Origin of the sequence: Nonomuraea sp. NPDC049141 (assembly GCF_040648415.1) — a bacterium.
Taxonomy (GTDB): domain Bacteria; phylum Actinomycetota; class Actinomycetes; order Streptosporangiales; family Streptosporangiaceae; genus Nonomuraea.
The window spans coordinates 83,832-109,711 of the sequence record NZ_JBEZDR010000012.1; the positions used below are offsets into that span (position 1 = coordinate 83,832).

Consider the following 25,880-nt stretch of genomic DNA (forward strand, 5'->3'; position numbering starts at 1 on the left):
CGGCCTCAGCAGGATGTGGGCCTCTTCGCGTCCTGCGGGACCTCCGGCATGGAGTCCACGACCTTGGTCTCCAGCACCGCCGTGGCGTTGGTCATGATCTGCTTCATGGTCCCGTCCGCCTGCTTGTCCTCTATCCAACTCCGCCAGCCGAGGAACGCGTACGTCTTCGGCTCGAAGATCAGCTCCTCGTGCTCCCAGCCGTCGGGCCCCTGATACCGGATCGAGGCGCCCACGCCCCGCCGGCCGGTCGGGTCGCTGAGGCCGGGAACCACGGTCGCGGTCGGCATCCTGGACAGGGCGTTGAACACCGTGGCGCGCGTGTCGGCATCGATCAGCGGGGTGTCCGCCAGCAGGAAGAGCCGCGTGACGACGGTCCGCTCGATCATGCGGTTGATCTCGTCGTCGCTCGGCGGGGTAGCCCCAGTGGCTCGGTCGTCCCCGTGGACGGCCGCCTCCGCGTCCGCGCGGACTTTTCTCAGGAGCCCATCGGGGTCGGTGGGGAGAGCACCGAGATCCTGTGCGGGCACACGTAGTGCGTCGTCCCCCGAAGGGCATTGGCCGGCACGCTGGTATTCCACCGTTCCCTCAGCCGGCAGGCTCATTTGTCCGCTGTCTCCGCTGATCGGGACGAGCTTGGCGAACGTGGACCGCGCCAGCGCCTTACCTGGATCGGCCGCGGGGATCCACACCTCGCGGCGGACCTCCTGACTGTTTACCCACTCGTTTCCGCCGCGGCTCATGCCAAAGCGGTAGAGGTAATCGATGCGGCGGACGTACGTGAACTGGCCCTGGCGCGGTTCGTCGGTCCGGGCCGACGCCGCGGCCGCGTTCCGAAGCAGCTCGGCGGCGCTCGCGGGCGGCGTGCCGAGCGGGTACGAGGCGTCGTCCTGTCGCAGGACGATCACACCGGCGGTCATCGCGGCGGCGAGAGCGACCACGAGGCCGCCCCTGAAGGCGGCCCTGGACCGCCGCGGTGCACTGGGCAGGGACGCCGCCGCCTCCGCCTCGACCGCCTCGGCCAGCAGGGTCCGGGCCCGCGCGTTCGCCTGGGAGGTGGGGGCGGGGAGGTTGTCGTGGTGCGTCTTGAGCGTTTCGAAGAGGTTCATTGCAGCGTTTCCTCGTAGGGGCCGATGTTTTCGCGGAGCTTGGTGCGGGCGCGGTTGAGCCGGGAGCCGACCGTTCCGGTGGGGATGCCGAGGGCCTCGGCGACCTCGTCGTAGCTCAGTTGCGCGCAGGCGACCAGCAGCAGTACGTCGCGGTCACCCGGCAACAGCCGTGCCAGGCCGGCGGCCAATTGGGGCTGCATGACGGCCGCCGAGACCCGCTGCACGACGCGCTCGTCATGGCTGGCGACGTGCGTGGGCGGCACGCTCCTGGTGAGGGCCCGGTACCAGCGGGCCTGGGCGCGGGTGTGGTCGGCGACCAGGTTGGCGGCGATGCCGTAGAGCCACGCGCGGGCGCTGGGGCGGGCGGTGTCGTACCGCTTGCGGGAGCGGAAGGCGCGCAGAAATGTTTCCGCCGCGATGTCGTCGGCGGCCGACTCGTCCAGGCGCAGGTGGACGTAGCGGTGGATGGTGTCGAAGTAGCGGTCGAAGAGGGCGCCGAACCGTTCGGGGTGGCGCCAGGACTGCTCTATCAGGCAGGCGTCGGTCACCTCGATCGGCGGCGCCGAATCTTGTGGGGGAGCTGGCATGCAGGCAGATCCTTTGCGGCTTACGTTTCCGGACATGACTAGTTCGGCGTAAGCCCGATTTGTCTTCACGGGACTCGGTGGTGGTGACAATAGCTCGCCACTCGATATATCGTGCCGCGTATGGTCAAAGACGCACCTGTGATGAGCGAGCCGGCCTACTTCGTGCTGGCCGCGCTGCTCGATGGTCCCCTGCATGGCTACGGGATCATCAAACGGACCAAGGAGTTGTCCGACGGGAGGGTGCGACTCGCCGTCGGCACCCTCTACGGCGCGCTCAACCGCATGTCGGGCAACCAGCTTGTCGCCGTGGACCGGGAGGAGACCGTACAGGGACGACCCCGCCGCTACTACCGCCTCACCGAGGAGGGCCACCGGGCCCTGGCTGAGGAGGCGGCGCGGATGGAACGGGCGGCCAGAGTCGTCACCCACCGCGCGGCGCCCTGGGCCAGGACGGCGCAGGCATGAGCCGCTCGCTCGCGGAGCGCTGGTATGAGCTCGTCCTGCTGACGTACCCCAAGGGCTATCGCGCGGAGTACGGCGCCGACATCATGGGGGCGCTCATGGAGGCCCGCCGGCTTCCCTCCATCAGGGAGACGGTCGTCCTGATCCGGGAGGGTGTGGCCGAGCGCGCGAGGGGGGCGGCCGCGGATCGCGTGCCGTGGTGGGCCGATGGCGTGCACCTCGGCGTCACGGTCATCGCCGTGGCGAACCTGACCTACGCCCTCATGGATCGCGCCGGCCCGGCGTGGATCGCCGTCTCCACGGCGCTGATGCTGACCCTGATGCGCGGCTGGGCACGGGTGTCCCTGCCGCTCGCCGTGGCCGTCGCGGTGTCGACGGGCCGCGTCATGCTGTTCGGCGGGGACGTGACCGCGTGGGGCTCCGGCCTGCTCGGGCCGTCCTACCACAACTGGGTGTCCTTGATCCCGTACGGGCTGCTGGCGGCCGGTGCGGCCGTCCTCGCCGTCCGCCGGCCGCGCGGCCTCCGGCGACGCTCGTGGTTCTGGCCCGCGATCCCGGCCGCCGCCGTACTCGTCGCCTACGTTTTCGACGGGCCGTACGGCGAGCTGTGGTCGCTCGTGCGGGCGGGGCTGGAAGCCGGGCTCCTGCTCGTGGCGGTGTGGGCCACGGCCGTCGCCCGCAGCCCGCGCTGGATCATGGCCGCCGCGATGTACGTGCTGCCGATCCAGGTCACCGCCGCCGTCTATACATGGTCGGGTACTCAGGCTTACCACGTCGTCCTCGCGGTCCTCCTTCTGTCCGTCATCGCGGCGCTCTGGCTGGGGAGTCGCGGCCGGTGGGACGCCCGCGGCCGGCGAGCGTGACCCGGCCGGGTTCCAGGCTCAGTCGTCGTTCGGGATCCTGGCCTCGCCTGCCGGTCGGCGGACCGCGGTCTCGATGAGCTTGCCGACCTGCGCCGCCGGAACGACGATGCCGGGTGTCTGGAGAGTCCACTCGAAGAACGCCTCAACGCTCATGGCGGGCATTTCGCCGAGATAGGGCTGGACGTATACCGGAGTGTTCGGCTCGCTGCGCCAGCTTTCGGCGAGCGGGCCGATGTCCACCGCGTCATAACCGAGGACGTCCAGCAGCCGGGTGGCCGCTGCCTTGGCCTCCGGGTCGTCGCCGGCGATGGGCAGGGCGCTGCGGTCCGGCGCGCCCGTGGGCCGGGCGAGGGAGAACAGCTGGTGCGGGGTGATGTTGTTGAACGCCTTGACCACCTGGGAGGCCGCGAGGTGGCGTTGCAGCAGAGCGCTGGAGGTCAGTTCGCCCGTGTCGAGTTCGGCCAGGTGGCCGTCCCGCTCGGGGTAGTAGTTCGCCGTGTCCAGCACCGTCTTGCCGGCCAGCGCTTCGGCGGGGAGGTGTTCGCAGGCGTGCAGCGGGATGGCCGCCACCACCAGGTCTCCGGCGCGTGCCGCTTCCGCCGGGGTGGCCGCTCGGGCCTGCTCGCCCAGGTCGGTGACGAGATCGGCGAGCGTCTCGGGGCCGCGCGAATTACTGAGGACAACCTTGAGGCCGGCCGCGACGGCCAGGCGGGCAACGGAAGACCCGATCATTCCGCTGCCGATGAGTCCGAGTGTTAGGGGCATGGCTTTTCTCCGTTCGTGGGTGGCTCGCCTGACAGCGTGGAGCCGTCGCGGTCGCCCGAACAGGCCCCTGCTCTGCGTACTCACGGCGTGATCACTAGGGTTGGCGCGTGGACGACAGGACCGAGCTGAGCGGGTTCCTCAAGTCACGCCGTGCCCGCCTGCGCCCGGAGGACGTCGGGCTGCGCGACTACGGCGGAATGCGCCGGGTCGCGGGTCTGAGGCGTGAGGAACTGGCCCGGCTGGCGGGCGTGAGCATCGCCCACTACACGCGGCTGGAACAGGGCAAAGGCGACAGCGTCTCCGACGAGGTCTTGGACGCCATCGGCGTGGCGCTGCGCCTGGACACGGACGAACTGGCCTACCTGCATCGCATCGCACGACGTCCCCAGGCGTGCGCGGGGGCCGCGGCCTCGTCGGATGTGCCCGTGGGCGTGCGCCACCTGCTGGAGTCGTTCGTGACCACGCCGGCGCTGGTGGTCGGCCGGCACACCCAGATCGTCGGCTGGAACCAGCTCGCCGTGGCGGTGTTCGGTGACTTCCCCCGGCTGCCGGCGGACCGCCGCACGCTCTCGCACCTGCTGTTCACCGAGCCCTATCTGCGTGAGCTGCACCGTACCGGCTGGGAGCGGGCGGCACGCGAGCACGTGGCGCATCTACGCGTCCTGCTCGGGCGCTATCGCGGGGACCCCGGACTCGCGGCGCACATCGACCACCTGCGGGAGCTGAGTGCGGACTTCGCCCGGATATGGGCGGAGCACCCGGTCGCGCAGGTCCGGTCCCGGGTGTACGTGCTGCACCACCCGGTCGTGGGCGAGCTGACCCTGCACGGCGAGCTCGTCGCGCTGCCCGACGAGCCGGCGTGCTGCGGGCTGGACCTGTTCGCCGCCGAGCCGGGCTCGGCATCTGAGCAGGCACTGCGGAAACTCGGGAGCTCGTCGTAATCTAGCTTCATCGCTAAGTATCTGATCCGCGAAGGTAAATGGAGTCCCGCATGCCCGTCAAACCGCACGACGACCTCGCGGACCGGATCGTCGCCTCCATGACGGACCTCGCCGGTGCCCTCGGACGTCTGAACGACCTGATCGCCCAGCACCTCGGCATCGCCCAGACCGACCTGCTCTGCCTGCACGCACTCAACCGCGCGGGAGCCTCCACGGCCGGCGCGCTCAGTTCGCAGCTCGGGCGGACTACCGGCGCGGTCACGCACATGATCGACCGCCTGGAGAAGGCGGGCTACGTCCGGCGCCAACCTGACCCGCGGGACCGCCGCCGCGTACTCGTCGAGGCTTCGGCCCCGGGGCTCGAACGAATCGCTTCGTTCTACGAGGGGCTCGATGCCCGCAGCCGCCGATTGATGGCCACCTTCTCCGGCGAGCAGCTGGCGACGATCCACACGTTCCTGCTGAGCAGCTACGAAGACGCCACCGAGGAGTGTGATCACCTGATCCAGCAGCGAGGGTGAACAGGGGTCGCTTGGGCAGCCTCAGCCACTCAGCTGAAGCCGTTGGGGCAGAGGAAGGTTCTGATGCTGGCCGGTGCGTTCGCGAGGAGTGCCGAGCCGTTCTCCAGTGAGCAGAAGTTGCTGCCGATCTCGGCGTTGACGAATCGGTCCGCGTTCCGCTTCGCGATCAGGTCGACGCCGCCGACACTCGGGGAGTCGAGCTTGGCCGCGACCCAGTAGCCCACGCACCGTTTGCGCGCGACCACCGCGTCCTCCGGCAGGCCGCCCTGGTTCAGTGCCGCGGCCTGCCGGAGGATCGAGGCCTCGGACGCGCACGGCACGCCGGCGGCGGAGCGGCGAGGGCTCGGGCGCGCGCTCGCCTTCTTCGTGGTGGGCGTCTCCTTTGGGGTCTTCTTCGTGCTCGGCGTTTCGTCGGGGGTGCTGGGTGTTGCCTCGGGGGTATCGCTCTCCGTTGTCGCCTCGTCCGGGTCCTCGCTCGTCTGGGTTTCCGTGTGCGTGGACGAGGGAGAGTCGCTCGGGCTCTGGAGTGCCTCTGGCGTTCCGGCGGAGTTCGCCACGAAGACCGCGCCGACGGCGACGACCGCCGCTATGACGGCCGCGGCCGACCACAGCGGCACCACCAGGCGCTTGTCGGGCGGCGGCAGGGGGATCGTGGCACCCGCCCTGAGCGCGGTGACGCGGGCGAGCAACTCGCTCGTGGAGGGCCGGGCCGCCCGATCCTTGGCGAGCGCGCTCCGTACGAGGTCGCGGATCCTCGCGGGAACCCCGGACAGGTCGGGATCGACGCTCATGACGCGGTAGGCGAGGACGTCGGGGGCTCCGGTGCCGAACGGCGGGCGGCCCGTCGAGGCGTACGCCATCAGCGCGCCCCAGGCGAAGACGTCAGCGGCGGCGTCCGCCTGGTCGCCCCGGTACTGCTCGGGACTGATCCAGCCGGGTGTCCCGATCAGCGCTCCGGTGCCCGTGAGCCCGCTCTCGTCGAGGGCCCGGGCGATGCCGAAGTCCAGGACCTTCGCGCCGGAGGCGGAGAGGATCACGTTCCCGGGCTTGAGGTCGCGGTGCACGATGCCGGCCCGGTGGATGTCGGTGAGCGCCTCGGCGATGTCCACGCCGAACGAGAGCAGCTCGTCCGGCCCCAGCGGCGCGTTGTCCCGTACGTACGTGCTGAGCGTCGGGCCGGGGACGAACTCGGTGGCCAGCCAGGGAGGCATCGCGGAGGTGTCGGAGGCCAGCACCGAGACCGTGCAGCGCCCGCGTACCCGGGACAGGAGATCGACCTCCCGGACGAAGCGGTCGCGGAACTGCGGATCGGCGGCTAACCCCGGATGGATGACCTTGACCGCGACCTGGGCGCCGTCGTCCGCGATCCCCGCGTAGACCACCCCCATGCCCCCGGCGCCCATCCGGCCCACGATCCGGTAGGGGCCGATCGCCTCGCACTCGTCCATCGTCAGGGGGCCGAAGCCGCCGGGGTCGGTCATCGAGGCTCCCGATCGCCAGATCATCACAAACAGCAACGATCTTATTGACGAGTGCTCCGGTCCGCTGTCAGTGAACCGGGTCCGCTGTCGGTGAACCCGTCTGGGCGATCGGTGTTCGTGGTGCTTGGGTGTCGGGATGGAGATATTGGTTCTGGGCGGAACGGCTTGGGTGGGCAGGGAGCTGTCGCGGCAGGCGATCGAGCGTGGCCATCGGGTGACGTGCCTGGCTCGCGGCGAAAGCGGGGAAGTCGCGGACGGGGCGACGCTGGTGGCCGCCGACCGGCGCGATCCTTCGGCGTACGGACCGCTGCTCGACCGCGAATGGGATGCGGTCATAGAGGTGTCCTGGCAGCCGGGATTCGTCCGGGAGGCGCTTGACGCACTGGGCGGCAGGGCCAGGCACTGGGCTTATGTCTCCTCCGTCAGCGCCTACGCCTCTCATGCCGTGCTGGACGCGGACGAGTCCACGGCCCTGCTGGCTCCGACCGACCGGAGCGAGGTCGACCGGGAGGCGTACGGCGAGGCGAAGGTCGCCTGCGAGCAGGCGTCGGCGGCCGTCGTGGGCGACCGGCTCCTCATCGCACGCGCGGGTCTCATCGGCGGCCCGGGCGATCACAGCGGACGCTCCGGTTACTGGGTGGCCCGTGCCGCACGCGATCCGCACGGGCCGATGCTGGTTCCCGACGTGCCGGTCAGGCCGACGCAGGCGGTCGACGTCCGGGACCTCGCCGCCTGGCTGCTCGACGCCGCGGAGGCGGGGACCATCGGCACGTACGACGCCGTCGGTCCGGTCGTGTCGTTCGGGGAGTGGATCGAGCTGTCCCGGGGCATCGGTGGGCACACCGGTTCGATGGTCACCGCCGACTCGGCATGGCTGCTCGCGAACGGTGTGGCCGAGTACATGGGGGCCGAGTCACTGCCGATGTGGTTGGTCGAGCCGGGTTGGGAAGGGTGGTCGGCCCGGAGCGGCGCTGCGGCGCGCGCGGCGGGGCTGCGTCATCGGCCGCGGGCGGAGCTGCTGGCCGACACCCTGCTCTGGGAACGAGAGCAGGGTCTCGACCGGCCAAGACGCGCCGGGCTGAGCGCCGAGCGCGAGCGCGAACTGCTCGACGCTCTTGGCTGACGGCCTCCTGCTCAGCCGATCACCACGCAATGGGGCCAAGGCGATCGAGGAAGATCCCGCTCGGCCCGTCGGCGTCGATCATCGCGAGTTTGACGATCGGGTCGGTGCCCTCGGTGACCGTCAGCTGGCCGGTGTGATGGTTCATGTCGGTGGCGGCGAAGGTGCGGTTGGCGACTTCTCCGGGAGTGACGAGATTGAATTTGATCTTCGGGAGCGCCTGGGCGTACCGAACGGTGATCATGTTCAGCGCCGCTTTCGATGAGCTGTAGGCGAGTTCGTGCATTTTCGAGGCGGGCTGCTCCGGATCGGTCACGACCGCGAAGGTGCCGACCGCGCTGGACACCATCACCACCCGCGGATTGTCCGCCGCCTGCAGCAAGGGGAGGAACGCGTGCGTGACCCTGATCGGTCCGTACACGTTGGTGTCGTAGACGGAATGAATGTCATCGACCGTCGCCTCTGCCGGCGCGACGGCCTTTCCTGGCGCGCCGGCGTTGTTGATCAACACATCCAGCCGGTCGGTGTGCTTCCGGACGAGCCGTACGGCCTCGCTCACGGACTCGTCCGAGGTCACGTCCAGCGGGACCATGACCACGTTCGCGCCGCCGTCGGCCAATTTGTCGGCAGCCGCCCGGCCTCGACCTTCGTCGCGCGAGCCGAGAAAGATCGTCCAACCCTGTTCCCCGAGCCGCCGCGCCGCCTCGAAGCCGAGTCCCTTGTTGCCTCCGGTGATCAGCACCGAGGTCTGTTCCGCGTTTGTCATGCCCTCTATGACGAGGTGCCCCGTTCGGTTGTGACACGGTGCGGCTGCGCTACCCTCGTGCCGCCGGGGCTTCAAGGACGGGTGAGGATGACGCGAGAGCAGGAATTCGAGGCATTGCGGCCGCTGCTGTTCTCGATCTCCTACCGGATCCTGGGCAGCGTGACCGAGGCCGAGGACGCCGTCCAGGAGACCTGGCTGCGTTACGCGACGGCCTCGACGCAACCGCGATCCACCAGGCCCTTCCTCTCGACGACGGTCACCAGGATCTCGATCGACGTGCTGCGCTCCGCCCGGGTTCGCCGGGAGGAGTACATCGGGCCGTGGTTCCCCGAACCGCTGCTCGCCGACCCCTACCAGGACCCGGAACGCGCCGCGGAGCTGACCGAGTCGCTGTCGATGGCGGCACTCCTGCTGCTGGAGCGACTCAGCCCGCTCGAACGCGCCGTCTTCGTGCTCCGAGAGGTGTTCGACTTCGGCTTTCCCGAGGTCGCGTCGGCGGTGGGGCGTTCGGAGGCGGCCTGCCGCCAGCTCGCGTCACGGGCACGCCGCCACATGCGGGATGACCGGCCCCGGTTCGAGACCGACCGCGGGAAACGCGAGGAACTCGCCGGGCGGTTCCTCGACGCGCTCAAGGAAGGGGACGTCGACGGGCTGCGCGAGCTCCTCGCCGCCGACGCTCAACTGGTCAGTGACGGCGGCGGCAAGGTCGGGGGTACGATCCCCGTCTACGGCGTCGAGAGGGTGGCCCGCGTACTGGCCGCCAACATCCCTCCGCTCACCCAGATCGGTGCCGTGCTGGAGGCACACGAGGTGAACGGCCAGCCGGGCGCGATCGTTCGCGACCGCGATGGCAGGGTGGTCAACGCCTGGACGCTCGACATCATCGACGGACGCGTCCAGACCATCCGCTCGGTGATCAACCCCGACAAGCTCGGGCACCTGGGCCCCGTCGCGGACGCCCACGCGGTCATCCACGAGAAGAACCAGGCGCGCCGGCGACCGACCTGACCTCTGGCGTTGCGTCGGCAAATGGGCAGAAGATCACTTCATGCACTTACGCCCGCGCGTCACCATGACGGCCCTGCTCATGCTCGCACTGGTCGGCGCCTGTGGAGATCCGGCCGCCGATCGGGTCTCGCTCAAGGGCGAGACGACAGCCGTACCCTCACTGTCGGGGCCCTCCCCTTCCATGCCCTCAGGTCCGATCGCGCCGCCATCGCTCACCGCGGCCCTTCCGTCGCCGCGTCCGATGGCGACCTCCCTGGCCGCCCCCATGGCGACCGCTGCGCCCCTGCCCGCGACCGGTCCACCGCGCTTCTTCGTCACCGCGAGAACCCCGCTCGCGTACTTCCCGGACAGGTCCAAGACAGCGATCATGACTCCGGTACGGCCCGCCGTGCACGACGCCACCACCGGAGCATTCGTGGCGACCATCCCGCTTCCGCAGGGAGTGCGTTCCTCCTGGCACGTCGTGGCCGCCGCACCGGACAACCGGACGTTCGTGCTGGCCGGCTGGACCGGGGAGGACGACGAGCCCTTCCGGTTCTTCCGCGTCCGCCTTGCCGATGATGGGCAACCGGGCGATCCGATACCCGTTCCGAAGCTTGAGATCGAGGACGCGGTCGCGATCGACGCTGCCGCCCTGAGCGCGGACGCCACCAGGCTGGCCTATGCCACTGCGCTCATCGGCGGTGGGGCCAAGATCTCCATCCTCGATCTCGCCACCGGGCGGCGCCGCGACTGGAGCGCTCGCGCGCAGTCAATGGTGGGCGGCCTGGCCTGGGCGCCGGATGGCCGACGGCTCGCCTGGGTGGGCGGTATGAGGACCATCGGCATCCTCGACCTCGCCAGGCCGGAATCCGACCTGATGGCCGCCACCAGTTTCGTCAAGCAAAAGGAAGGCCTGCCACTGCTGGACTCCGTGGCGTACACACCCGATGGCAGCGCCTTGATCTACTCGGCCGCGCACACCATCGAGCGAGTGCCGGTCGACGGCCGGCAGGAACCGCGGGTCCTCGCGCGATTGACGCTGCCCTCCGACGCGTCGCTGAGCCTCCATTTCAGCCTCGACGGAACCGGCCGACACCTGATGTACGTCCACCAATGGCGAGCCTTTCGAGTGGATCTCAACGATGGCTCGACCACCTCGGTGCCCATCGCGGTGAAGGAGCACCCGGGTGAGGGTGATCCGCCACGCGCCGCTTGGTGAAGATCGTCACGGGCTGGACTCGATGACCACGACCGGGATCTCCCTCGGCGCCTTCCGCTGATAGCCCGCGTACTGCGGCCATACTCCGGTCATGGTCTCCCACAGGCGGGGTCGCTCGTCGGCGGTCGCCGGGCGGGCCACCGCGTCGAACACGTCGGCGCCGACCTGCACCCGGACCCGCGGTTCCGCAAGCAGGTTGTGAAACCAGAGCGGATGGTCGGCGGCGCCTCCGTTGGAGGCGACCACGAGGTAGTGCTCGCCGTCGCGGCCGTAGATGAGCGCGGTACGGCGGGGGAGTCCCGAGCGGCGGCCGGTCGTGGTGATCAGCAGGGTCGGCGCGCCATGAAAGAGGTGGCCACGGGCGCCCCCGGACTCGACGTATTTCTTGACGTGGCCGGCGACCCACTTGGTCGGGCTGTCGATCGGCTCCTGGCTCATCGGGCTCCTTCGCAAGGGATAACCAAATTTGGTTAACCAAATTTGGGTATCGAACTATGGCCCACCCGCCCTCTCACCGTCAAACCGGCGGGCGACCGGTCAGGCCGGCACCTCACCCCGTTCGAGCCGGACGATCAGCCCCCGAGTCCATGTCGCGTCGCCCGCGGCCTGCTTCGCGCGCAGGTCGAACAGCTCCGTCAGGTGTCCCGGCCTCGGACTCTCGCGCATCACGGCCTCGATCCGCGCCCGCTCGTCTTCCATGGCGCGCAACCGCTCCTTGAGCAGCGCGATCGCTTCCTCTTTCGGCAGTGCCGGCAGCAGCGCGATGGCCGCGTCGAACATCTCCGGACGCCGGTCGGGCACGCTCAAAGCGGTCCGAAGCAGCCGCAGGAACTCCGACTCACCCTTGTCGTTGATGGCGTAGTCGACACGGCCCGGCCATTCGTGCACCTCGGTGGCGTCCAGCAGTCCGTCCTTGGCCAGTTGGCGGAGGGCGTGGTAGATCGATCCCGACCTGAGCCCTGCCCACTGCCCGGCCTCCCACGACTCCAGTTCGGCGCCGACGAGATAGCCGTGTGCCTGGCTGAGCCGCCGTACCACGCCCAGGACCAGCAGTCGCGTCGCCGACATCGTCTCCCTCATTCGCCGAACGCGGCCCCACCGCGTGACCGCGCGCCCGATCCAGGCTAGACGGGTTCCCAACTCGTTCTGCTGCGGAAGCCCTGGTGTGGCCAGGTGGCGCCCCGCGTGTCACCATTCGCAGATGATCGAATCACTACCGGATTTATCCCTGCCAGGTGAGAGACCTGGTAGGCAGATGGTCTTGGCCTGGGCGGTGGGGATCATCCTCACTGTCGGTCTCATCGCGGGGACCGTGCTGACGATCACGCTCTTCCCTGACTCCCCGTATTGCGGGGAGTACACCGGGTGTCTCGGCCTGCTCGTGCACGCGTGGGAGGTCGGGCGCTGGGTCGTGATCGTCCTGGCCTGGCCGCTGCTGTACCTCCTGCGCGTACGACCGTCCTTGCCCGCCGCCGCTCTGGCCGCGCTCCTCCTGATGGCGATCTGGCAGTTCGCCGAAGCGCGGTTGCGTACCTCGTTCGGCGACTCCGTCCTTCTCATCTTTTTCAGCGGCGTGATCTCGTATCCGGCTGCGGCCTGGTTGGCCAGGACCCGAATCGCCCGGCCAACGCTCGTCCTGTCCGTCGCCTCGTTGCTCGCGTTCTACCTTCTGGCCGCCGCGCTCCTGCCTGACTGACGTCAACGAAGGTGGTGTCTGTCCGCCCACGCCGAGATGGCCGTGGCGATCGCGACAGGGTGGTCCTCTGGTGTGTGGTGCCCGGCGACGGCCTCGGAGTGTTCGATCTCCAGGCCGGCCATGTTGGCCGCGCACCACGCGACGAGGCCTTCGTGCATCATCGCCCCCGGACCGGGGGCGAACGTGAGCAGCAGCTTGGGCACGTCCGCACTGGCCGCCAGCCACCGGTCGTACGTCTCGATCCTGGCCACGACGTCGGCGGGCTCGCCGCCCAGCGGCATGGCGCGCGGCCACTGCAGGAGCGGCAGCCTGCTTTCGCGCGTCGGATACGGCTTGCGATAGACGTCGAGGTCCCCCTGGGAGATCGGGGTGGCCGTGGTGCCCGGCAGGCCCTGCTCGATGAAGGCGTTGTCATCGAGGATCATGCCCTCGCCGACCCCCTCGGTCTTGATCGCCCGGAACAGCTCACGGCCGCCCTCCGGGAACTCCTCCCAGGCCATCGGCTTGACGATGGTCTCGGTGAATGCGATGCCGCGCACCCGATCCGGGTGGCGCGTGGCCCAGTCGAAGGCCAGGGCGCCACCCCAGTCATGCCCCACCAGCACCACGTCCTGGAGGTCCAGCGCGTCGAACCAGGCGTCCAGGTAACGGGCCTGGTCGGCGAAGGTGTAGGCGATATCCGGTTTGCCCGAGTCGCCCATGCCGATGAGGTCGGGGGCCAGGAGCCGTCCGGATCCCACGGCCGGCATCACATCACGCCACAGGTAGGACGAGGTCGGGTTGCCGTGCAGGAAGACGATCGGCGCCCCGGCGCCGGACTCCCGGTAGTGCATGGTCGAGTCAAGAACGTGCTGAACAGGCATGATCTACTCCTTATCGAAGGTTGAGCTGGGTGATGCGGTCGACCGCGATCTCGATGACCACGCGACCGGGCGGATTCGGGGGCGGCGTCCCATAGCGCGCGAGGTAATGACGTACGCCCTCGGCCACCCGCTTGGTGTCGTCGTGCACGGTGGCGACGCCCTCGAGCGTCACCCACCGGAACCCCACCGCCTGGCAGAGCGCCACGCGCCCGCCCGGCCCGGCGATGAGGTTTCTGGCCTTTCTGGTGGTGCCGATGGTCAGGACCCGGGCCAGCCCCGCCTCGCCGTCCCAGGTGAAGCGCACCGCGACCACATGAGGCGAGCCGTCGGGACGCAAGGTGGTCAGGGTGGCCACCTGAGGCTCGGCGAGGAAGCGCTCAAGGATCGGGTTCACCGGAAGGCGGGGAGGTTGCGCGCGGCCCACTCGTCGAAGGTGCGCGGCGCACGCCCGAGGATGCGCTCGACGTCGGGGCTGACGGCCTGCTCACCCGCGGTCGGCGCGCCGAGGATGGCCAGCGTGCCCTCGACGACGGGCTCGGGCATCACCTGGAGCATCTGCGCGCGCGCCTCATCGCGGGTCTGCTCCACGAACCGCACGGGCTCGCCGAGTGCCCGGCCGATCGCCGCCGCCCGCTCGCGCGGGGTGACGAGCACGGGTCCGGTCAGTTCATAGGTACGCCCGGAGTGCCCGGACTCACGCAGAACCGCGGCCGCGACCTCGGCGATGTCGGCCGGGTCGATGGTCGGTAGCCCGACGTCCCCGAAGGGCGCGGCGGCGGTACGCCGAGTACGGACGGATTCGGCCCAGGCATAGGCGTTGGAGGCGAAGCCGCCCGGCCGCAGGATCGTGAAGTCCAGCCCCGACTCGCGTACGACCTGCTCGAACAGGGCCGGGTGCCGGTAGACCTCGGGACGGGTGCCCGCTCCCTGCGAGGACAGCAGGACGATCCGCTTGACGTTCGCGGCCTCCTTCAGGATCCCGTGCGGGTCGTCTCCGGCGACGAGCAGGAAGAGCGCGTCGGCGCCGTCCAGCGCGGGGCGGAGGCTCGCGGGGTCGTTCAGGTCGCCCTGGCTGTGCCGTACTCCCTCGGCGAACTCGGCCGGCTGGCGGGACACTGCCGTGACCTGTTCCCCTGCGGCGGCGAGCGTGTTGACGAGCTCGCGCCCGACGTTACCCGTGGCGCCGGTGACAACGATCATGATTGCTCCTCAGAAAGTTAGTCAGTTAGTTGGCTGACTGAGAAGAACCATAGCGGGTCCGCGCGACGCTTGTCGATAGTTAGTTGGATGACTGACTCAGATAAAGATCGGAATATTTCCGTACACGATCAGGCTGGCCTGGGCGTGAACAGGATCCTTGTGACCGGCGCGACCGGCAATGTCGGTCGGCAGGTTGTTGCCCAGCTCGTGTCCACCGGCACCCCTGTGCGCGCGCTGGTGAGAGACGCCCAGCGACCCCCAGAACGGGCCGAGGCAGTCGAAGGAGACCTGGCCAGGCCGGGCACACTGGAGCGCGCGCTGGCGGAGATCGAGACGGTGTTCCTGATCTGGCCCTTCCTCACCATCGAAGGCGCCCCGGCCGTCCTCGACGTGATCGCCGCCCATGCCCGCCGCGTCGTCTACCTGTCGTCGTCGGGCGTGAATGACGAGGCCGAACGGCAGACCGACCCGATCAACCAGCTCCACGCCGATATGGAGCGCCTGATCGAGCAGTCCGGCCTGCGGTGGACCACCCTGCGGTCGAACACGATCGCCTCCAACGCGCGCGGCTGGGCCGAACAGATCCGGAGCGTGGGAGTCGTCCGGGGTCCCGACATCGCCGCCACCGCGGTGATCGACCCGAGGGACATCGCGGCGGTGGCGGCACGGGTGCTGATCGACGAGGGACATGAGCGTGCGACGTACGTGCTGACCGGTCCGCAGGTGGTGAGCAGGGCCCAGCAGGTACACGCGATCGGGGAGGCGATCGGCCGCCCGTTGCGCTTCGAGGAGGTGCCCCTGGAAGCCGCGCGAAAGCAGCTGCTCGCGGACGGTCGGCCTCCTGCCCTGGTAGAGGCCCTGCTGGCCAGCGCCGAAACGCGACCTCACTCCGGATTGATCACCTCCACGGTGGAAGAGATCACCGGAGCGCCGGCACGTACGTTCCGCGAATGGGCCACCGACCACGCCGGCGACTTTCGCTGAGCAGGGCCGGCCGGTCGGTCAGGCCGCGTCGGCGCTGAGGGTCTGTGCCACGGGACGGCGGGCCGCGAAGCGTGCGGGTACGGAGGCGAGGGCCACCGTCGCCAGGAGGGTCGCGAGTGCGGCCGCGAGGACCCACCCGATGGACGGCAGGACCAGCTCTCCGACGCTGAAGGCCCAGTACAGGACGATGCCCATGGGCGCTCCGACGACAGCGCCGGGCAGGGCGGGCAGCAGCTGGGCGACGGCCAGCCCGGCTGAGACCTGCCCGGGGGTGGCGCCGAGCGCACGGGTGATCGCCATGTTCACCCTGGCCTCCACCGCCAGGGTCCAGGTGAGCGTGATGATGTTCACCGCGGCGAGTGCGATCAGGACGGCGGTGACCGCCAGCAGCAGCTCGCGTGCTTGATCGTCTCGCAGGTTGCTCAGCGTGGGGCCGTACCCCTTCGAGGGCTGGGCATTCAAGGTCAGCCCCGCGGTGAGCATGGTGACGGTGGTGGCGGTGCCGCACGCGTGCAGCACGGCGCGGCCCGGTCGGCGGGCGATCAGGCGCAGCCCGAGCATGACCGGAGTGGGCAGCCACGCGGACAGTGGGGTCGACAGGGCCCGGCGGCGCGGACGCTGGGCGATGTCGGCCAGCGCGGGGACGGTCGCGGTGCGCAGGGCCCGTACGGTGGGACCGAGCGTGGACAGCGCCGCCACCAGCAGGGCGAAGACGGTCGTCGCGATGATCGTGCCGCGGGTCGGCCCGGAGGCGGCGGAGATCAGGCTGGCGGTGGGGTTGGAGACGGCGGGCGCGGCCAGGCGGGCGACCACGAGTCCCAGGGCGTCGGCCAGGAGCGCCAGGGTCAGATATTCGGTGAGCAGGACGACGGCGACCAGTCCTGGCGTCGCGCCGACGGCTTTGAGCAGTCCGACCCGCCGCGTCTGCTTGGCGGCACGTCCGGCCGCCAGTGCGGCCACACCGGTGATGGCCAGGAAGCCGAGCAGCCAACTGCCGACGACCAGGATCGGCTGGCTGGTCCTGAGCATGTGCGAATCCTGCTCGATCATGAACTGCCAGGTGAAGAAGTTCACCGGGAAAGCCGGGTCCCGGTAGGAGTCCACGAACGCCGAGGTCGCCTCGGGGTCGCGTAGCTTCAGGTCCAGGGCGGTGGTCACCGGGAGGTCTCGTGATGCCACTGCCCGGGCATCACGTTCGGCCAGCCAGACCAGACCGCTGTAGTCGGTCGGCCCGCCGCCCGGGCCGTTCAACTGCGCCCACGGATAGACGGGGACGGCCGCGGTGACGGCGATCCCGGCGATGGTGAACGTCCGGCCGGAGATGGTGACGCGGTCACCGACGTGGACGCCGAGAGCGGCGGCGAAGCCGCGTTCGACCACCACGGCTCCGCCGTGTACCCAACCGCCCGAGGTCACCAACGGGCGGTTCACCGGCCCCGGTTTCGCGCTGGCGACGTGCACTACCGCACCCGCCTTGACGTCACCCGCGGTGAGCGATGCGTACACGATGCGGTACGGCCCGTTGTGGGCGGAGACCTCGGGATCGTCCTTCAACGACGCCAGAGCCGAGAGGTCGGAGCCTGCGGACACCGCCACCAGGTCCGGGCCGCCCGTGGCCTGCCGAGTCTGGTGGTACATCGCCTCGGTCACCCCGCTCAGCGACAGCCCCAGGGCCAGAGCCGCGGTGGCGGCGGTTATCGAGAGCAGGAGCATCGCGGACTGGACCCCGTGCCGGCGGATGTCGGCGATGACGAGGCGGGCGACGAGTACGGCGCGGCCCACGGCAGTCAGCCCTCCAGCCCGATCAGACCGCCGAGCCACCCCGTGGTGCCACCGGCCATCCGGGTGTCATCGACGAACATCCCGTCGCGCATGGAGATCAGCCGATCCGCGATGGCCGCGACCCGCTCGTCGTGCGTGACGATCATGAGAGTCTGCCCGGCGGAGCGCAGTTCGTCGAAGATGCTCAGCATGTCGCGGGTCGCCGCGGTGTCGAGGTTGCCGGTCGGCTCGTCGGCCAGCATGAGCAGCGGCTCGTTGATCAGGGCGCGGGCGATGGCGACACGCTGACGCTGCCCGCCGGACAGCTCCGAAGGCAGATGCCGGGCGCGGCCGGCGAGCCCGACCCGGTCCAGCAGGAGGCGCCCGCGCCGCCTGGCCTCGCGTGGTGAACTCCCGGCCAGCAGCGCGGGCAGCTCCACGTTCTCCGCCGCCGACAGCTCCTCCATCAGATGGAAGGCCTGGAAGATGAATCCCACCGACCGGCGCCGCAGTTGAGCCAGAGCCCGCTCGCTCAGGGTGTCGATGCGTCGGCCGGCCAGCCAGATCTCCCCACCGTTGGGCCGCTCCAGCCCGCCCAGCAGATGCAGCAGGGTGGATTTCCCGCAGCCGCTGGGCCCCATCACCGCCAGCATCTCCCCTTCGGGCACGTCCAGGTCGACCTCGTCAACCGCGCGGATCCGGCTCTGCCCCTGACCATGCTCCTTTACCAGGCTGCGGACCCGCACCACAGCACTCGACTCGGCCATGCACCCTCCCCCCTAACGGTTAGCCAATAGATAGCGGTTAGCCACAAGAGGTGTCAAACGCCACATCCCTCCACGCGAATACCTGACCGGCCCATTTCGGGCCGCCCTTTACGTCAAATCTGTCGGTTTTTTCCGATCATGTGTTTGTTTGTCGTTTTCCGGGCAGGTGGAGACCGGTTGTTCGAGCGCAAGGAGCGCTGGTCATGAAAGACAAAATCCAGATAGGGCTGGCTATCGCCGCGGGGTACTACCTCGGCCGACGCCACAAGCTACGTTGGGCGACCACACTGGCGGCCGCCGGACTGGCCAGTCGACTGCGGGGCCAGGGGGGCCTGCTACAGCAGGGGATCAAGGCGCTCGGTACGTCGCCCGAGCTGGAGAAGATCACCGGCCGCCTGCGCGGCGAGCTGATGGAGGTCGGCAAGGCCGCGGCGGTGGCCATGACGAGCAGGCAGATCGAATCGCTGACCACGAGACTGCACGAGCGGGCCGAGGGGTTGCGCCTGCCGACCGCGCCCAAGGACACGGACGAAGAAGAGGACTACGAGGAGGACGAGTACGAGGAGGAAGAGCCTGAAGAGGAAGAGCCGCCCCCGAAGCCGGCGCCGCGAAGAAGAAGGCCCAAGGCCGAACCCGCACGGGCCACGCGGCCCGTCCGCAGAGCACGGGGGTGAGCTCGATGGCTCAAGCACCGAAGACTCAGCCCCTCAAGAAGGTCACGGAGGCGCTGCCGACGAACGAGCTCACCCAAGAGCTCAAGAACCTCGGCCAAGCCTTGGCTGAGCGAGGCCTGCAGTCCCTGGCCGACAGAGTCGAAGGGATGACCGGCCGGCTTACCGAGTACGCGGCGGGCGACGGCGGAGGCGGACTGATAAGCGCGATCACCGGATCGAAGAAGTCGGATGGCTCGCCCTCCAAAGGTTCGATCCTGGGCTCTGCCGGCCTGGGTGCTGTCAAAGGCGCCTTCTCGGGCCTGATGGGCGGCCTGACCATGGGAAACAAGAAGCTGCGGTTCGTCAATATCAGCGAAGCGCTCGACATCGGCGCTCCTGTGCGGGTCGTCTACAACCAATGGACGCAGTTCCAGGAGTTTCCCACCTTCATGAAGAAGGTGGAGCACGTAGGGAACGAGTCCGAGGAGACGCTCGACTGGAAGGCGCAGATCTTCTGGTCCCATCGGAACTGGGAGTCGCAGATCGTCGAGCAGGTGCCCGATGAACGGATCATCTGGCGGTCCAAGGGGCCCAAGGGCTACGTCGACGGCACTGTCAGCTTCCACGCCCTCACACCCAGCCTGACCCGGGTCCTGCTCGTACTCGAGTATCACCCGAAGGGGCTGGTGGAGCACGTCGGCAATATCTGGCGCGCGCAGGGCAGGCGGGTACGGCTGGAGTTCAAGCACTTCAGGCGGCATGTCATGACGCAGACCATGCTGCATCCCGAGGAGATCGAGGAGGCCGGTTGGCGTGGCGTGATCCACGACGGCGAAGTCGTCAAGGACCACGAGACGGCACTCGAGGAGGAACGGGCCGCAAAGGAAGAGGAACCAGAAGAGGGCGAGCGCGCGGAAGCGGAAGAGGAGGAGCCGGAAGAGGGCGAGCGCGCGGAAGCTGAAGAGGAAGAGGAAGAGGAAGAGGAGGAGCCGGAAGAGGAAGAAGAAGCGCCGGAGGAAGAAGAGGACGAGCTAGAAGAAGAGGAACCAGAGGAGGAGGAAGAAGAAGAGGAAGAGGAGCCGGAGGAAGAGGAAGAGCCGGAAGAGAAGCCGCGTGCCGCCCAAAGGCGTCCGAGGAGAGCACCGCAGGCTCCCGCCAAGGAGCGGCCGGTTCGCCGCAGGACCAGTGGCCGGAGTGCGTGACGCGGGGCCACGTCACGAAGATCGAGGGGAACAGTAATGACCGTCCAACCCGCGTCAGGCGGAGTAGCCGCCGGTCCATCTCCGTCAGGCTTGGCCGATGTCATCGACACGATCCTCGACAAGGGACTTGTCATCGACGCGTACGTCCGGGTCTCACTCGTCGGCATCGAGCTCCTGACGATCGATGCCCGGATCGTCGTGGCCAGTGTGGACACCTACTTGCGCTTCGCTGAGGCCGTGAATCGGACGGATCTTTCGGAGTCCGGCGGGGAAGGCCTGCCCGAGCTCATGAAGGACATGTCGCAGGGCCAGATCAGCGGTAAGAGCAAGGACGTCGCCCAAGGGGTGCTGGAAGCGGCGGGGGAGAAGCTGGGTGACTTCGTCGGCGGTGACCGTGGCGAGAAAAGCGAAGAGAAGCGCAGTCGGCGGCACGACCGAGAGGAGCGCTGAAATGGCGCAATCTGCGAAAGCCGCGGATGCCGCTGGGCCCGAGCAGCGCGCCCAGACCACCGGTGTCTACATCTACGGTCTCGTACCCGAGGACGTCGAGGTGTCCAGCGACGCGCGGGGCGTAGGGGACGAACCTGGAGAGATCAAGCTGGTCCGGCATGGCGAGATCGCTGCTCTGGTGAGCGAGGTCGCGCTCGATCGCCCGCTGGGCACCCCCGACGACCTGTTCCGGCACGAGGCCTTGCTCGACGCCACCGCCGCCGAGGTTCCGGTGCTTCCGATCCGCTTCGGTGCGGTGATGACGAACACGGAAGCCGTCGTCGACGAGCTGTTGACGCCCCACCACGATGAGTTCCGCAGCGCGCTGGACGAACTGGAGGGGCGGGCCGAATACGTCGTCAAAGGGCGCTACGTCGAGCAGACGCTGTTCCGCGAGGTGCTGAGAGAGCTCCCAGAGGTCGCCCAGTTGCGTGAGGAGATCCAGGGGAAACCCGAGGACCTGACGCGGGATGCGCGGATCCGGCTCGGGGAGCTGGTGAACCAGGCGGTCGCGGCCAAACGCGAAGCCGACACGCAGACCCTGGTCGAGGCCGTGGCTCCCCTCGCCGTCTTCACCGTCATCCGGGAGCCATCTCATGAACAGGACGCCGTTCATGTGGCCGTGCTCATGGAGACGGACCGGCAGGGCGAGCTGGAGGAGGTCGTGAACGGGTTCGCCGATCAATGGGCCGACCGGGTCGAGATGCGCCTGCTCGGTCCGCTGGCACCGTACGACTTCATCACCGCGCGGACCGGGGAGTGATGAGGGATGGGACTGATCGGCCTCATTTTCGGCTGGCCGCTCGCACCGGTCAAGGCGGTGATCAGGCTCGGCGAGCTGATCCAGGAGCAGGCGGAGCAGGAATTGCACGACCCGGCGGCGATCCGGCGTCGGCTGGAGGAGGTCGAGCGGTCCAGAGCCGCTGGCCTGATCTCCGAAGAGGAAGAGGCTCAGGAGATGCAGGAGACTCTTGAGCCGTTGACCGGCGGACCCGACTAGGTCGAGGCCGCCACGCCGCCGGATGACGAACAAGGGGGTGATCGTGTGCCTGTCAGGCGCACTGCCCGCGAAGAGCGGGCGGCCGACATCCGGGCGGAGAAAGGCTCGCGGGAAGAAAGCGACGACGTCAACGACGAGAGGCGGACGGAGCCGCGTCCCAAACGCCGTTCACGCGGGCTATCGGTGCCGGCGGCCGGCGAAGCGGGGCTGCGTCACATCGCGGAGCTGGCCGCGGGGGATCCGGAAGGCATCACGCTGGTGGAGCCGGTCGAGGGTGGCTGGGTGGTGAATGTCGAGGTATTGGAAGATCACCGCATTCCATCCTCTGGCGACATCCTCGCGCTGTACGAGGCGGAGTTGGATCCGGAGGGAAAACTGCTGTCCTACCGGAGGCTCCAGCGTTACAGGCGGGGCAGCGGCCCCACCGAGGAGGGCGGTCCGCGATGACCGAGCCGGGTGGCGTCGTACGCCAGCCCACCTCTTCCCTGTCCTCCGGCCACGAGCCGGCGAACCTCGGCGACATCCTGGAACGGGTCCTGGACCGAGGCATCATCATCGCGGGAGACATCCGCGTGAACCTCCTGGACATCGAGCTGCTGACCATCAAACTCCGATTGATCATCGCCTCGGTCGACACCGCCAGGGAGATGGGTATCGACTGGTGGGAGCACGATCCCTGGCTCTCCGGCAAGGACCAGGAGCTGGTCGAGGAGAACCGCAGGCTCCGAGCCCGCCTGGCCGCGGTGGAGGAGGGCACCGCCCTGCCCCGCGGGCGGACCGCCGAGGTCGAGCCCCCGCGCAGGCGAACAGTTGAAGCTGAAGTGGAAGAGCAAGATGAATAACGCGGGCACCTATCTGTATGCCGTCACGCGCGCCGAGGGCTCCGCACCCACTGAAGACCTGAAGGGTGTGGCCGGCGGGGCGGTCCGCGCGATCACGCATGCCGGTCTCGTCGCCTACGTGAGTACGGTTCCGCTGGACCGGTTCGGCGAAGAGCCGCTGCGGCGGTCCATGGAAGACCTGGACTGGCTGAGTGAGACCGCCCGCGCGCACCATCACGTGGTCGAGGCGGTCGCGCGGACGACCCCGACGGCCCCGGTACGGCTGGTCACGGTCTACAGCGGCGAAGACCAGATCCGGGAGCTCCTGGACCGGCGCCATGACGATTTCACCGCGACACTCGCGCGGATCACCGGTCGGCAGGAATGGGGAGTGAAGGCGTACGTCGATCCGACTGCTCCGCCTTCCGGCGAAGGCGGCGAGAAAGACGAGGGGGCGACCAGTCCGGGACTGGCCTACCTCAAGAAACGTCAGGCGAGTCTGCGTAGCCGCGAGGAGAACTGGCGCCAGGCCGCCGTACGCGGCGAACACATCCATGACGTCCTCAAGTCCGTGGCGGTCGCGAGCCAGCGCCATCGCCCCCAGGACCCTCAGCTTTCGGGTCGTGCGGAGTGGATGGTTCTCAACGGCGCCTACCTCGTCGATCTCGACCGCGGTGCGGAATTCGCGCGGCTCGTCAGCGGGCTGCGCGGCCCGGGAATCGATGTGCAGCTCACCGGCCCATGGGCGCCGTACTCCTTCGCCGCCTTCGCCGAGCCGTCCAGAGGGGAGACAGGCGATGACGCTTGACCAGCCCCGCGGTGCCGTGCTCGCCGAGGAGGGCCGGCTGCCGCCCGAGCGGGTGGCGCTGGTGGACCTCCTGGACCGGCTGCTGGCGGGCGGGGTCGTCGTGAGCGGCGACCTCGTCCTGTCCATCGCGGACATCGACCTGGTGCGCATCTCGATACGCGCGCTGATCATGTCGGTACGGGGCTCCGATGAAGAATAGGCCCGCTTCATCGGAGCAGAAGGTGCCGTCGAGACGGCTACGCATCGAGACCGACGCCGAGGCGGTGGAACGCGACCTGTCGCGCCTCGTGCTCACCCTAGTCGAGCTGGTACGCCAGCTCGTCGAGCGTCAATGCGTACGACGGATGGAGCAAGGAGACCTGTCGGACGAACAGATCGAGGCACTGGGCCTGACCTTGATGCGCCTGGAAGAAGCGATGACCGAGCTGTGCGACCGTTTCGGCCTTTCCCCATCCGATCTCAATCTCGACCTCGGACCACTGGGGACGCTGCTTCCCCCAGAATGAGACAGCGGAAGCCGGCTGGCTTCCGCTGTTCAGCTCACTTCTTGAAGGCGTCCTTCACCTTTTCGCCCGCCTGCTTGAGGTTGCCCTTGGCCTTCTCGGTCTTCCCCCTGGCCTGCAGCGATCCGTCGTCGGCGGCGTCTCCGACACGCTCTTTGGCCGTGCCCTTCACTTCCTGCGCCTTGGCCTTGATCTTGTTTGCCTTGCTCATATTCAGCCCCCTTGTGGTTCTCAGGAGCAGCTACCCAGATCACAGAAGTTAAGCGGGGGTGAGCAGCGCTTCGTTCTCCTTGGCGGCGGGCTGCCGCAGTACGGTGAGCGCGACGATGAAGGCGGCCACGAGCAGCGCGGCGGAGATGGTGAAGGCCACGGTGTAGCCGCCGGTCAGCGCGACCGCCTGGCTCTGGCCGGCCGACAGCAGGTCCTCGGTGCGCGAGGCGGCCAGCGTGGACAGCACCGCGACGCCGATGGCCATGCCGACCTGCTGGGTGGTGTTGAACAGCCCGGAGGCCAGGCCCGCGTCGTCGGCCTTGGCGCCGGACATGCCGAGCGTGGTCAGCGCCGGGAGCACCAGGCCGCCACCCGCGATGAGCAGCATGACCGGGAGCAGGTCGGTGACGTAGTCCGCGCTCACCGGTACGCGGGTGAGCCAGCCCATCGCGCCGAGCAGGAGCGCCAGGCCCGCCAGCAGGACGGGTCGCTCGCCGAAGCGGGTGTTGAGCCGGGCGGAGACGAACAGGGAGATGCCGCCGATGGCCACCGCCGCGGGGAGCATCGCCAGGCCGGTCTGGAGCGCGCTGTAGCCGAGGACCTTCTGCATGAAGAGCGCGACGATGATCTGGAAGGAGAACATGGCCGACAGCGCCAGCATCTGGACCAGGTTGGCGCCGGACACATTGCGCGAGTGGAAGATCCGCAGCGGCATGAGCGGGGTTCTGGCGGTCGACTGACGGACGACGAACGCGGCCAGCAGGGCGAGTGACACCGCGCCGAGACCGAGGGTGTGTGTCGCGAGCCAGCCGTACTGCTCGATCTTGACCACCGTGTAGATGCCCAGCATCAGGCCGCTGGTGACCAGCACGGCGCCGATGACGTCGGCCCCGGCGGCCAGTCCGGCCCCGCGCTCGCCCGGCAGCGCCCAGATCGCCAGCCCGATCGTGGCCAGGCCGATCGGCAGGTTGATGAAGAAGATCCAGTGCCAGCTGAGCGCGTCGGTGATGACCCCGCCCAGGACCTGGCCGATCGCGGCGCCGGCGGCGCCGGTGAAGCTGAAGACGCCGATCGCCTTGGCCCGCTCCCTGGGCACGGTGAACAACGTCACCAGAATGCCCAGCACGACCGCGGAGGCCATGGCGCTGCCGATGCCCTGAAGGAACCGGGCGCCGATCAGAATGCCCGGCCCGGTCGCCGCGCCGGCCAGCAGCGACGCGGCGGTGAAGACCGCGTTTCCGGCCAGGAACATGGTTTTGCGGCCGATGAGGTCGCCCAACCGGCCGGCCAGGAGGAGCAGCCCGCCGAAGGCGATCCCGTACGCGTTGACGATCCAGCTCAGCCCGGCGGGCGAGAAGCCCAGATCCCGTTGGATGGCCGGCATCGCGACGGTCACGATGCTGCCGTCCAGGATCGTCATCAGCATCGCGGCGGACAGCACCGCCAGTGCCAGCCAGCGGGAAGGGGTGGTATTTGACATGGCCATCTCCTGCTCAAAGGGACAACAAGAGAGACCATAGCAGATAGTTTTGTTAGAGACGATCTGCTTCAGGACTTCTGTCGAGCCCGCCTGACTCCCTGCGGGGCCTCGGCGGGGGCGGCCAGATGCTCCGTCACCAGGCGGTTCAGGGCTCGCAGGAGCACCTCGGCCTCATCCTTGGGCAGCGCGTCCAGGGCCGTCCGGTGCACGCTGTCGACGATCGCCTGGCTCTGCTTGGCGACCTCGGCGCCCTTCTCGGTGATCGCGATGATCCGGGCGCGCCGGTCCGTACTGGAGGGGCGGCGCTCGGCGAGGCCAGCCTTCTCCAGGGCGTCCACGGTGACCACCATCGTGGTCTTGTCCATGTCGCCGAGCTCCGCGAGCTGGATCTGCGTGCGCTCCTCCTGCAGGGCGTGCACGAGCACGCAGTGCATCCGCGCCGTCAGCCCGATCTCGGCCAGCGCCGCCGCCATCCGGGTTCTCAGGACGTGGCTGGTGTGGTCCAGCAGGTACGACAGGTCCGGCGCTGAGCGGGTAGGGGCCATGGCAGTCATGCCCCTAGTGTACCAATTAGTTTCGTTCTGGATTATCTACATGGACCCGGACCCGGCGCGCCCCACGT

35 protein-coding genes are annotated in these 25,880 nt (G+C 68.9%); 19 read left to right on the forward strand and 16 right to left on the reverse strand.

Going from position 1 to position 25,880, the window contains the following annotated elements:
* Positions 1-5: 5 nt before the first annotated feature.
* Together AB0B91_RS33720 and AB0B91_RS33725 are read right to left on the reverse strand one after the other, a co-directional pair.
* On the reverse strand, positions 6-1,106 hold the full coding sequence (locus AB0B91_RS33720) for a CU044_5270 family protein (protein WP_358328072.1): 1,101 nt from the start codon (positions 1,104-1,106) through the stop codon (positions 6-8).
* The gene (locus AB0B91_RS33725; RefSeq protein ID WP_358328075.1) at positions 1,103-1,693 is read right to left on the reverse strand and encodes an RNA polymerase sigma factor; all 591 of its coding nucleotides are present in this window, start codon (positions 1,691-1,693) and stop codon (positions 1,103-1,105) included. Before AB0B91_RS33725 ends, AB0B91_RS33720 begins: the two co-directional genes overlap by 4 nt.
* Before the next feature lie 120 nt (positions 1,694-1,813).
* Between AB0B91_RS33725 and AB0B91_RS33730 the strand changes: the two genes are divergently transcribed.
* Together AB0B91_RS33730 and AB0B91_RS33735 are read left to right on the forward strand one after the other, a co-directional pair.
* Positions 1,814-2,158 carry a PadR family transcriptional regulator gene (locus AB0B91_RS33730; RefSeq protein WP_358328078.1) on the forward strand — a complete coding sequence of 115 codons (345 nt, stop codon included), beginning with the start codon at positions 1,814-1,816 and terminating at the stop codon, positions 2,156-2,158.
* Complete coding sequence (locus AB0B91_RS33735; RefSeq protein ID WP_358328081.1) at positions 2,155-3,018, forward strand: hypothetical protein; 864 nt, start codon at positions 2,155-2,157, stop codon at positions 3,016-3,018. Before AB0B91_RS33730 ends, AB0B91_RS33735 begins: the two co-directional genes overlap by 4 nt.
* A gap of 18 nt (positions 3,019-3,036) precedes the next feature.
* Here AB0B91_RS33735 and AB0B91_RS33740 read toward each other — a convergent pair whose 3' ends face one another.
* Entirely contained in the window at positions 3,037-3,867 is an 831-nt protein-coding gene (locus tag AB0B91_RS33740; RefSeq protein ID WP_358328084.1) for an NAD(P)-binding domain-containing protein, read from the reverse strand.
* A 23-nt stretch (positions 3,868-3,890) separates the two neighbouring features.
* Here AB0B91_RS33740 and AB0B91_RS33745 point away from each other — a divergent pair, with 23 nt between their 5' ends.
* Positions 3,891-4,724, forward strand: a complete 834-nt coding sequence (locus AB0B91_RS33745; RefSeq protein ID WP_358328087.1) for a helix-turn-helix transcriptional regulator — start codon at positions 3,891-3,893, stop codon at positions 4,722-4,724.
* 50 nt (positions 4,725-4,774) lie between these two features.
* Positions 4,775-5,245: a MarR family transcriptional regulator gene (locus tag AB0B91_RS33750; RefSeq protein WP_358328090.1), complete on the forward strand. Its 471-nt coding sequence runs from the start codon at positions 4,775-4,777 to the stop codon at positions 5,243-5,245.
* Between the two features lie 29 nt (positions 5,246-5,274).
* Here the strand turns inward: AB0B91_RS33750 and AB0B91_RS33755 are convergent, their stop codons facing one another.
* Entirely contained in the window at positions 5,275-6,726 is a 1,452-nt protein-coding gene (locus AB0B91_RS33755; protein WP_358328093.1) for a protein kinase, read from the reverse strand.
* 136 nt (positions 6,727-6,862) lie between these two features.
* Between AB0B91_RS33755 and AB0B91_RS33760 the strand changes: the two genes are divergently transcribed.
* A complete protein-coding gene (locus AB0B91_RS33760; RefSeq protein ID WP_358328096.1) occupies positions 6,863-7,849 on the forward strand; it encodes an NAD-dependent epimerase/dehydratase family protein in 987 nt (328 codons plus the stop codon).
* Positions 7,850-7,868: 19 nt separating this feature from the next.
* Here the strand turns inward: AB0B91_RS33760 and AB0B91_RS33765 are convergent, their stop codons facing one another.
* On the reverse strand, positions 7,869-8,687 hold the full coding sequence (locus AB0B91_RS33765; RefSeq protein ID WP_358328099.1) for an SDR family NAD(P)-dependent oxidoreductase: 819 nt from the start codon (positions 8,685-8,687) through the stop codon (positions 7,869-7,871).
* Positions 8,688-8,699: 12 nt separating this feature from the next.
* Here AB0B91_RS33765 and AB0B91_RS33770 point away from each other — a divergent pair, with 12 nt between their 5' ends.
* Positions 8,700-9,620, forward strand: a complete 921-nt coding sequence (locus tag AB0B91_RS33770) for an RNA polymerase sigma-70 factor (protein WP_358328101.1) — start codon at positions 8,700-8,702, stop codon at positions 9,618-9,620.
* A gap of 33 nt (positions 9,621-9,653) precedes the next feature.
* On the opposite strand, the gene AB0B91_RS33775 is transcribed toward AB0B91_RS33770, so the two are convergent.
* Positions 9,654-9,989: a hypothetical protein gene (locus AB0B91_RS33775; RefSeq protein ID WP_358328104.1), complete on the reverse strand. Its 336-nt coding sequence runs from the start codon at positions 9,987-9,989 to the stop codon at positions 9,654-9,656.
* Positions 9,990-10,083: 94 nt separating this feature from the next.
* On the opposite strand from AB0B91_RS33775, the gene AB0B91_RS33780 reads away from it, so the two are divergent.
* Positions 10,084-10,821, forward strand: coding sequence for a hypothetical protein (locus tag AB0B91_RS33780; RefSeq protein ID WP_358328107.1), 738 nt, complete (start codon positions 10,084-10,086; stop codon positions 10,819-10,821).
* 6 nt (positions 10,822-10,827) lie between these two features.
* On the opposite strand, the gene AB0B91_RS33785 is transcribed toward AB0B91_RS33780, so the two are convergent.
* Positions 10,828-11,259: a nitroreductase family deazaflavin-dependent oxidoreductase gene (locus tag AB0B91_RS33785; RefSeq protein ID WP_358328110.1), complete on the reverse strand. Its 432-nt coding sequence runs from the start codon at positions 11,257-11,259 to the stop codon at positions 10,828-10,830.
* A gap of 99 nt (positions 11,260-11,358) precedes the next feature.
* Positions 11,359-11,889 (reverse strand): PadR family transcriptional regulator, encoded by a 531-nt coding sequence (locus AB0B91_RS33790; protein WP_358328112.1) that lies wholly within the window; start codon positions 11,887-11,889, stop codon positions 11,359-11,361.
* 187 nt (positions 11,890-12,076) lie between these two features.
* Between AB0B91_RS33790 and AB0B91_RS33795 the strand changes: the two genes are divergently transcribed.
* Positions 12,077-12,517, forward strand: a complete 441-nt coding sequence (locus AB0B91_RS33795) for a hypothetical protein (protein ID WP_358328115.1) — start codon at positions 12,077-12,079, stop codon at positions 12,515-12,517.
* A 2-nt stretch (positions 12,518-12,519) separates the two neighbouring features.
* On the opposite strand, the gene AB0B91_RS33800 is transcribed toward AB0B91_RS33795, so the two are convergent.
* From AB0B91_RS33800 to AB0B91_RS33810, 3 genes are read right to left on the reverse strand one after another with little or no spacing between them, the layout of a single operon-like run.
* Positions 12,520-13,380: a haloalkane dehalogenase gene (locus AB0B91_RS33800; RefSeq protein ID WP_358328118.1), complete on the reverse strand. Its 861-nt coding sequence runs from the start codon at positions 13,378-13,380 to the stop codon at positions 12,520-12,522.
* Positions 13,381-13,390: 10 nt separating this feature from the next.
* A complete protein-coding gene (locus tag AB0B91_RS33805) occupies positions 13,391-13,774 on the reverse strand; it encodes a TIGR03618 family F420-dependent PPOX class oxidoreductase (RefSeq protein ID WP_358328121.1) in 384 nt (127 codons plus the stop codon).
* The gene (locus tag AB0B91_RS33810) at positions 13,771-14,580 is read right to left on the reverse strand and encodes an NAD(P)H-binding protein (protein ID WP_358328124.1); all 810 of its coding nucleotides are present in this window, start codon (positions 14,578-14,580) and stop codon (positions 13,771-13,773) included. The genes AB0B91_RS33805 and AB0B91_RS33810 overlap by 4 nt, the downstream gene beginning before the upstream one ends.
* Before the next feature lie 144 nt (positions 14,581-14,724).
* Here AB0B91_RS33810 and AB0B91_RS33815 point away from each other — a divergent pair, with 144 nt between their 5' ends.
* On the forward strand, positions 14,725-15,564 hold the full coding sequence (locus AB0B91_RS33815; protein WP_358328127.1) for an NAD(P)H-binding protein: 840 nt from the start codon (positions 14,725-14,727) through the stop codon (positions 15,562-15,564).
* Positions 15,565-15,582: 18 nt separating this feature from the next.
* Here AB0B91_RS33815 and AB0B91_RS33820 read toward each other — a convergent pair whose 3' ends face one another.
* Together AB0B91_RS33820 and AB0B91_RS33825 are read right to left on the reverse strand one after the other, a co-directional pair.
* The gene (locus tag AB0B91_RS33820) at positions 15,583-17,346 is read right to left on the reverse strand and encodes an FtsX-like permease family protein (RefSeq protein WP_358328130.1); all 1,764 of its coding nucleotides are present in this window, start codon (positions 17,344-17,346) and stop codon (positions 15,583-15,585) included.
* A gap of 5 nt (positions 17,347-17,351) precedes the next feature.
* Positions 17,352-18,092, reverse strand: a complete 741-nt coding sequence (locus tag AB0B91_RS33825; protein WP_358328133.1) for an ABC transporter ATP-binding protein — start codon at positions 18,090-18,092, stop codon at positions 17,352-17,354.
* A 203-nt stretch (positions 18,093-18,295) separates the two neighbouring features.
* Between AB0B91_RS33825 and AB0B91_RS33830 the strand changes: the two genes are divergently transcribed.
* The 10 genes from AB0B91_RS33830 to AB0B91_RS33875 are packed head-to-tail and all read left to right on the forward strand — an operon-like array spanning position 18,296 to position 23,571.
* Positions 18,296-18,766: a hypothetical protein gene (locus tag AB0B91_RS33830; protein WP_358328135.1), complete on the forward strand. Its 471-nt coding sequence runs from the start codon at positions 18,296-18,298 to the stop codon at positions 18,764-18,766.
* Positions 18,767-18,771: 5 nt separating this feature from the next.
* Positions 18,772-19,947 (forward strand): SRPBCC family protein, encoded by a 1,176-nt coding sequence (locus AB0B91_RS33835; protein ID WP_358328138.1) that lies wholly within the window; start codon positions 18,772-18,774, stop codon positions 19,945-19,947.
* Between the two features lie 36 nt (positions 19,948-19,983).
* Positions 19,984-20,397, forward strand: coding sequence for a gas vesicle protein GvpJ (gene gvpJ, locus AB0B91_RS33840; protein WP_358328141.1), 414 nt, complete (start codon positions 19,984-19,986; stop codon positions 20,395-20,397).
* A 1-nt stretch (position 20,398) separates the two neighbouring features.
* Positions 20,399-21,199, forward strand: coding sequence for a GvpL/GvpF family gas vesicle protein (locus tag AB0B91_RS33845; RefSeq protein ID WP_358328144.1), 801 nt, complete (start codon positions 20,399-20,401; stop codon positions 21,197-21,199).
* Positions 21,200-21,205: 6 nt separating this feature from the next.
* Positions 21,206-21,436, forward strand: coding sequence for a gas vesicle protein GvpG (locus AB0B91_RS33850; RefSeq protein ID WP_358328148.1), 231 nt, complete (start codon positions 21,206-21,208; stop codon positions 21,434-21,436).
* Positions 21,437-21,481: 45 nt separating this feature from the next.
* Positions 21,482-21,883: a gas vesicle protein GvpO gene (gene gvpO, locus AB0B91_RS33855; RefSeq protein WP_358328151.1), complete on the forward strand. Its 402-nt coding sequence runs from the start codon at positions 21,482-21,484 to the stop codon at positions 21,881-21,883.
* Complete coding sequence (locus tag AB0B91_RS33860) at positions 21,880-22,278, forward strand: gas vesicle protein (RefSeq protein ID WP_358328154.1); 399 nt, start codon at positions 21,880-21,882, stop codon at positions 22,276-22,278. Before gvpO ends, AB0B91_RS33860 begins: the two co-directional genes overlap by 4 nt.
* The gene (locus AB0B91_RS33865; RefSeq protein ID WP_358328157.1) at positions 22,271-23,065 is read left to right on the forward strand and encodes a GvpL/GvpF family gas vesicle protein; all 795 of its coding nucleotides are present in this window, start codon (positions 22,271-22,273) and stop codon (positions 23,063-23,065) included. The genes AB0B91_RS33860 and AB0B91_RS33865 overlap by 8 nt, the downstream gene beginning before the upstream one ends.
* On the forward strand, positions 23,055-23,264 hold the full coding sequence (locus AB0B91_RS33870) for a gas vesicle protein (RefSeq protein WP_358328160.1): 210 nt from the start codon (positions 23,055-23,057) through the stop codon (positions 23,262-23,264). The genes AB0B91_RS33865 and AB0B91_RS33870 overlap by 11 nt, the downstream gene beginning before the upstream one ends.
* A gap of 22 nt (positions 23,265-23,286) precedes the next feature.
* A complete protein-coding gene (locus AB0B91_RS33875; RefSeq protein WP_358328163.1) occupies positions 23,287-23,571 on the forward strand; it encodes a gas vesicle protein K in 285 nt (94 codons plus the stop codon).
* Positions 23,572-23,605: 34 nt separating this feature from the next.
* On the opposite strand, the gene AB0B91_RS33880 is transcribed toward AB0B91_RS33875, so the two are convergent.
* From AB0B91_RS33880 to AB0B91_RS33890, 3 genes are all read right to left on the reverse strand, one after another.
* Entirely contained in the window at positions 23,606-23,779 is a 174-nt protein-coding gene (locus AB0B91_RS33880) for a CsbD family protein (RefSeq protein ID WP_358328166.1), read from the reverse strand.
* Positions 23,780-23,827: 48 nt separating this feature from the next.
* On the reverse strand, positions 23,828-25,258 hold the full coding sequence (locus AB0B91_RS33885) for a DHA2 family efflux MFS transporter permease subunit (protein WP_358328169.1): 1,431 nt from the start codon (positions 25,256-25,258) through the stop codon (positions 23,828-23,830).
* Between the two features lie 68 nt (positions 25,259-25,326).
* On the reverse strand, positions 25,327-25,812 hold the full coding sequence (locus AB0B91_RS33890) for a MarR family winged helix-turn-helix transcriptional regulator (RefSeq protein ID WP_358328172.1): 486 nt from the start codon (positions 25,810-25,812) through the stop codon (positions 25,327-25,329).
* Between the last annotated feature and the right edge of the window lie 68 nt (positions 25,813-25,880).